Annotated in this window: 4 protein-coding genes; 1 reads left to right on the forward strand and 3 read right to left on the reverse strand. The window is 49.5% G+C overall.

The window, feature by feature from the left end:
* Nucleotides 1-338: 338 nt before the first annotated feature.
* The 3 genes from HKN79_12015 to lysM all read right to left on the reverse strand — a co-directional run bounded on the left by HKN79_12015 (nt 339) and on the right by lysM (nt 3611).
* A complete protein-coding gene (locus HKN79_12015; protein ID NNC84293.1) occupies nt 339-875 on the reverse strand; it encodes a nuclear transport factor 2 family protein in 537 nt (178 codons plus the stop codon).
* Nucleotides 876-940: 65 nt separating this feature from the next.
* On the reverse strand, nt 941-2938 hold the full coding sequence (locus HKN79_12020; GenBank protein ID NNC84294.1) for a S9 family peptidase: 1998 nt from the start codon (nt 2936-2938) through the stop codon (nt 941-943).
* A 205-nt stretch (nt 2939-3143) separates the two neighbouring features.
* Nucleotides 3144-3611 carry a peptidoglycan-binding protein LysM gene (lysM, locus tag HKN79_12025; protein NNC84295.1) on the reverse strand — a complete coding sequence of 156 codons (468 nt, stop codon included), beginning with the start codon at nt 3609-3611 and terminating at the stop codon, nt 3144-3146.
* A gap of 153 nt (nt 3612-3764) precedes the next feature.
* Here lysM and HKN79_12030 point away from each other — a divergent pair.
* A partial coding sequence (locus HKN79_12030; GenBank protein NNC84296.1) for an alpha/beta fold hydrolase occupies nt 3765-4598 on the forward strand: 834 nt, incomplete at its 3' end.

A 4598-nucleotide genomic window follows, 5' to 3' on the forward strand; every position in this document is an offset into this window, starting at 1 on the left:
CTCATATTCCGCTCACATGAGGCAAGCCTTCGAGCGATAGTCGAAAAGTGAGGCTATGCAATACCACTTCGTTCTCGAGACGATCGTTCCGATCCCTCGAACTCCGTTTGTTTCAAGCCGGCCTTCGAGTAAGTGTGATAGCACGCATCGAGAAGATAGGCGACCGGATTCCACTTCGTTCTCGAGACGATCGTTCCGATCCCTCGAACTCCGTTTGCTTCAAGCCGGCCTTCGAGCGATAGTCGAGAAGTTAGGCTAGCCGATTCCACTCCGTTATCTTGACTCTTGACTCTTGAATCTTGAATCAGGACTCCTGAATAAATGCTCCAGACCCCGCTTTACTCTGTTGCTTCTTCTTCCTCTTCCGGCATCTCCGGCATCTCGGGCATCTGGTCATAGTTCCAGATATCGCGGATCACTCGGTAGGTGCCGTCCTGATTTTCATAGAAGTTCATCCATTTTCCCTCTTCAGGTTCATCCATTCCCTCCATGCTGAAGGTGTAAGTACCTGTCTCTACGGCATAGTCCCCGAGCACCCAGATATCTGAACGTTGCATATCGAAAGTCATTCCGGGAGGGGCAGGTTCTGCCCAGGCCTCGTCTAAATTCTGACGTATCACTTCTCTTCCGATCATGGCCGGCTTGCCGGGAGGGTAGCTCTCTATGCCTTCTCCATAATAGGCCATGAAGGCTTCTATATCCTGCTCTACGATAGAGCGGTCCATCTCAGCGCCCAATGCTTCGATCTGCGCCTTCACGGCTTCTACATCCACTTTGGCATAGCAATCTGCACACTCGCATTCTCCTCCGGCACAGCTCAGCAGGCCGAATAGGAGCAGGACGGTCAATATGGGTAATAAGGTTCGTGTTCTCATGGTCTTGGGTTTAAGGTGACTCCTGTAAGGTAGTCATTCCCATGCAATTACCATGAACCGCTAGGCTATTCTCCTCCCTTGAGATGCTTGGCAAAGAAGCCCATCATGCACTCATAGAGCTCGATACGGTTGTGTTCCTTACCGAATCCATGTCCCTCATCGTATTTGACCATATACGGCACGTCATAGCCTCTGGCTCTGAGATTCTCCACCACCTGGTCGGACTCATCGATATTGACACGCGGGTCATTGGCACCTTGAATGACGAATAGGGGTTTCGTGATCTTATCGACATTGAGAGCAGGAGAGACCTGCTTCATGATCTTCTGGTCTTCTGGGTCCCGTTCATCATACCATTGTTCGTAGACCTGTTCCAAGTAGGGTTTCCAATAGGGTGGAAAGGATTTGAAGAAGGTGAATAGGTTGGACACCCCTACATAGTCCACGCCACAGGTGTAGAGCTCGGGCGTATTGACCAGACTGCCCAACGTGGCCAGCCCTCCATAACTCCCGCCATAGATGGCGATGCGGTCCTCATCGATGAATCCCATGGTCTTGACATAGGCCACCCCATCTTCCAGATCATCGAGCATTTTGCGACCGATCTGCTTGTTACCGGCCAAGGAGAATTTCTTCCCATAACCTCCTGAACCCCGGTAATTGATCTGCAGTGTGGCATAGCCTCGACTGGCAAACAATTGGTTTTCTGGATTGAATCCCCAACTATCCCTCGGTCCATAGGGCCCTCCATGTGGCTTGACGATCATAGGGACCTTATTCTCAGCTGATGCGCCTTGAGGTATGGTCAGATAGCCATGTATAGTCAGGCCATCCCTCGATGTAAACTTGATCGGTCGCATCACTGCCATATCCTCCTCCTTGAGTTGTGGCATCAGGTGCATCAGGAGTGTGAATTCATCTTTCTCCGTATCATAGGCATAGTACTTACCATAGAGCCGGTCACTTCCAACATATAGGAGATAGCGGTCCTCTTCATCCGTACGATTGACGATCTGATATTCTTTGCCTTTGAACTCCTCTGAGAATTTTTTATGCAAGGATGTGAAGGTCTCAGAGACCGGGATCATGGTCCGCTTCTCTCCATTGTAATAGTAGTAGTCCACCTCATAACCACGTTTCTTAGAGGTGCTCATGCCACCGGCATCATAGGTCTCATGGGAGAACATCTTCTCGAGCACTTTATTCTCGGCCAGATCATAGCGTACGATCTCTTTGGTGTCGTTCTCCAGATCAGTCAACACGTAGGCATCGTGGGGATTCTTTGAGGCGTAGTCGAAATCGATGATGGCGAAATTGTCCCTCCAATTGAATTCCTTGACGATCTCGAAGGGTGCCTCTTCCGATAGACGATAGTAGAAGCGATAATCGGTCCCATTGAACTGCTGGGTATAGCCCCTCAGATTGCCATCCTTATCGAATGTGAAATCCGCAATGGGGTTCTCTACATCCTCATTCTTGAAGAGTTGCTCGATCTCCCCGGTGCGTATGTTCAAGCGGTAGGGCTCGAAGATCTGTGGATTGTTCTTGTTAAGGTCTACGATGATGTGATCATCCTGGTCTTTCAGGGTATTGGAGAAGTTAGCTTTCACACCATCGAAGGGAGTGAGGTCTATTGCATTTCCTCCATCCACATCTGCAGCATAGACATGATAGTTCTCATCGCCTCCTTTGTCCTTGATATAGAGCAATCGGGTGCTATTCCCCCAGCCATATCCGCGTATGAGGTCTTCACCTTCTTTGACCGCCAATTGGGTCTTGCCGGTCTCGGTGTCCTTTACATAGATGTGGTTCTTTCCATCCTCATCACGCTGGCGATAGGAGAAGTATTTACCATCGGGGGAAAAGCGGAAGGTGGATTGCTCGGGTCGCTTGAAGTAATCTTCTACGCTGTAATCATAATCCCCAGTCTCCAGATCGGCCAAGGCTTGGAGCTCAGCTGGGGTAGAAGGGAGCTCGGGATTGCCCGGGAGGTCTTTGCTCTCTTGGGCTGAAGTCATCGTTGTCATTAGTGAGAGAAATAGGATGGTGATGAGATGTTTCATATCAGTATATTCTAGAGTGTTTGCGTAGACAAGATTAATCATCATAGAGGTATGGAGACCCCATATTCAGATGAGCGGTCGGTCAGGCCGGAAGGCGGATCATTGAAGGCAGTTTCACCTTGAGCACAGGCCATGTGTGAAGATAAAGAAAGCGCCCCGAAGGGCGCTTTACCAAATGTTCAAAGCAGAAATGAATATCCTGATCTCAGGACATAGGTATCCGTAATGTTTGACCGGGGTAGATCTCGTCCGGGTCTTTGAGCAAGGGGCGATTGGCCTCAAAGATCTCTGGGTAGCGCATCGGATCGCCATAGACGTCCTTGGCGATCTTGCTGAGCGTGTCGCCCTTCTGCACCACATGGAATTTTGCTTCTGGCTCCGGATTGGTGACGCTGATATTATCCTCGACTCCTCCAACTCCTTCGATATTCCCTACGGCCAGAATGACTTTCTCCCGCTCGGCATTGGTGTTGGTCTTTCCGCTTACGGTCACCAGTTCGGATACGTCCAAGTCTAGATTCTGAATAGGAAGGTTGTATTTACCTACTTCTTCACGGAGGATATCCGTGCGGTCCTTTTCTTGAGCAGGAGAGGCCGAGCTGCTGCTTGTCTCCTTGTCCTTCTTACCGAATAGTTTCTTTCCTGCGTTCTTGATGAATGATATGAATCCCATAGCTGTTCAGATTTATGTTGTTCTTGATTTAGTTCTTGAATATACTGAGACTCTCCAGAACAATAATCGGACCTATCATGATCATGCTGACGATGATCGTCCGGAGCATCGTATACTTGGACCTTTGTCATCGGGCTGTGCTAGGCCTATTCTATGGAATCGATCATCTACGGCATACTGATCTTCTTGGCCATCTATTTGGCGCTATGCCTTCTGGCCTTTGGCATACAGTCCTTCTTCTTCTTTCATCCGGAGAAACTGCCTGAAAGTTTCCAATTCATCTCCAAGGATGATACACCCATGGAGGAGGTCTTCATCGATATCGGGGATGGCTCACGGATCAATGCACTTCACTACACCAGGCCTGAGGCGAAAGGCGTGGTCTTCTATTTCAAAGGCAATACAAGGAGCATCAAGGGCTGGAGCAAGTTCTCCAAGGATTTTTTGAGCAAGGGCTATGACTTCTTCATGATCGATTATCCGGGATTCGGCAAAAGCAAGGGGAAGCGTACCGAATCGAGGATCTATAACATCGCGCAGTTCTCCTATAAATGGCTGGCCGAGCGCTATCCAGAAGATCGTATCATCATATATGGTCGATCGATGGGATCGGGATTCGCTGCACGCATCGCCTCGTGGAATCGACCGCGTATGCTCATCATGGATTCGGCCTTTTTCAGCTTCTATCACCTCGCCCAGCGCTACCTGCCTCTCTTGCCTATGAAATGGCTTATCCGATATAAGATCCCGACCTATCAGTTCTTACGCAGTACGCTCTGTCCGGTCTTTTTCATCCACGGTACCAGTGACTGGGTGATCCCCTATGGACACAGTGTCAGATTGCAGCGGGAGATCCCCGAACGGAGGCATCTGTTTCCCATCCCGGAGGGCAAGCATAATAATCTGCCCGACCTTCCTGAGTATCATGAAGTGTTGGATAACATCCTCAATGATGGGGAACTCTATACCCGATTCGACCCTAAGAAC

The organism is Flavobacteriales bacterium, from assembly GCA_013001705.1.
GTDB lineage: Bacteria > Bacteroidota > Bacteroidia > Flavobacteriales_D > JABDKJ01 > JABDLZ01.

Bases quoted from the DNA above. Each gene is read 5' to 3' on its own strand.
- HKN79_12015 (NNC84293.1), bottom strand. From the start codon at position 875: ATGAGAACACGAACCTTATTACCCATATTGACCGTCCTGCTCCTATTC.
- HKN79_12020 (NNC84294.1), bottom strand. From the start codon at position 2,938: ATGAAACATCTCATCACCATCCTATTTCTCTCACTAATGACAACGATG.
- lysM (NNC84295.1), bottom strand. From the start codon at position 3,611: ATGGGATTCATATCATTCATCAAGAACGCAGGAAAGAAACTATTCGGT.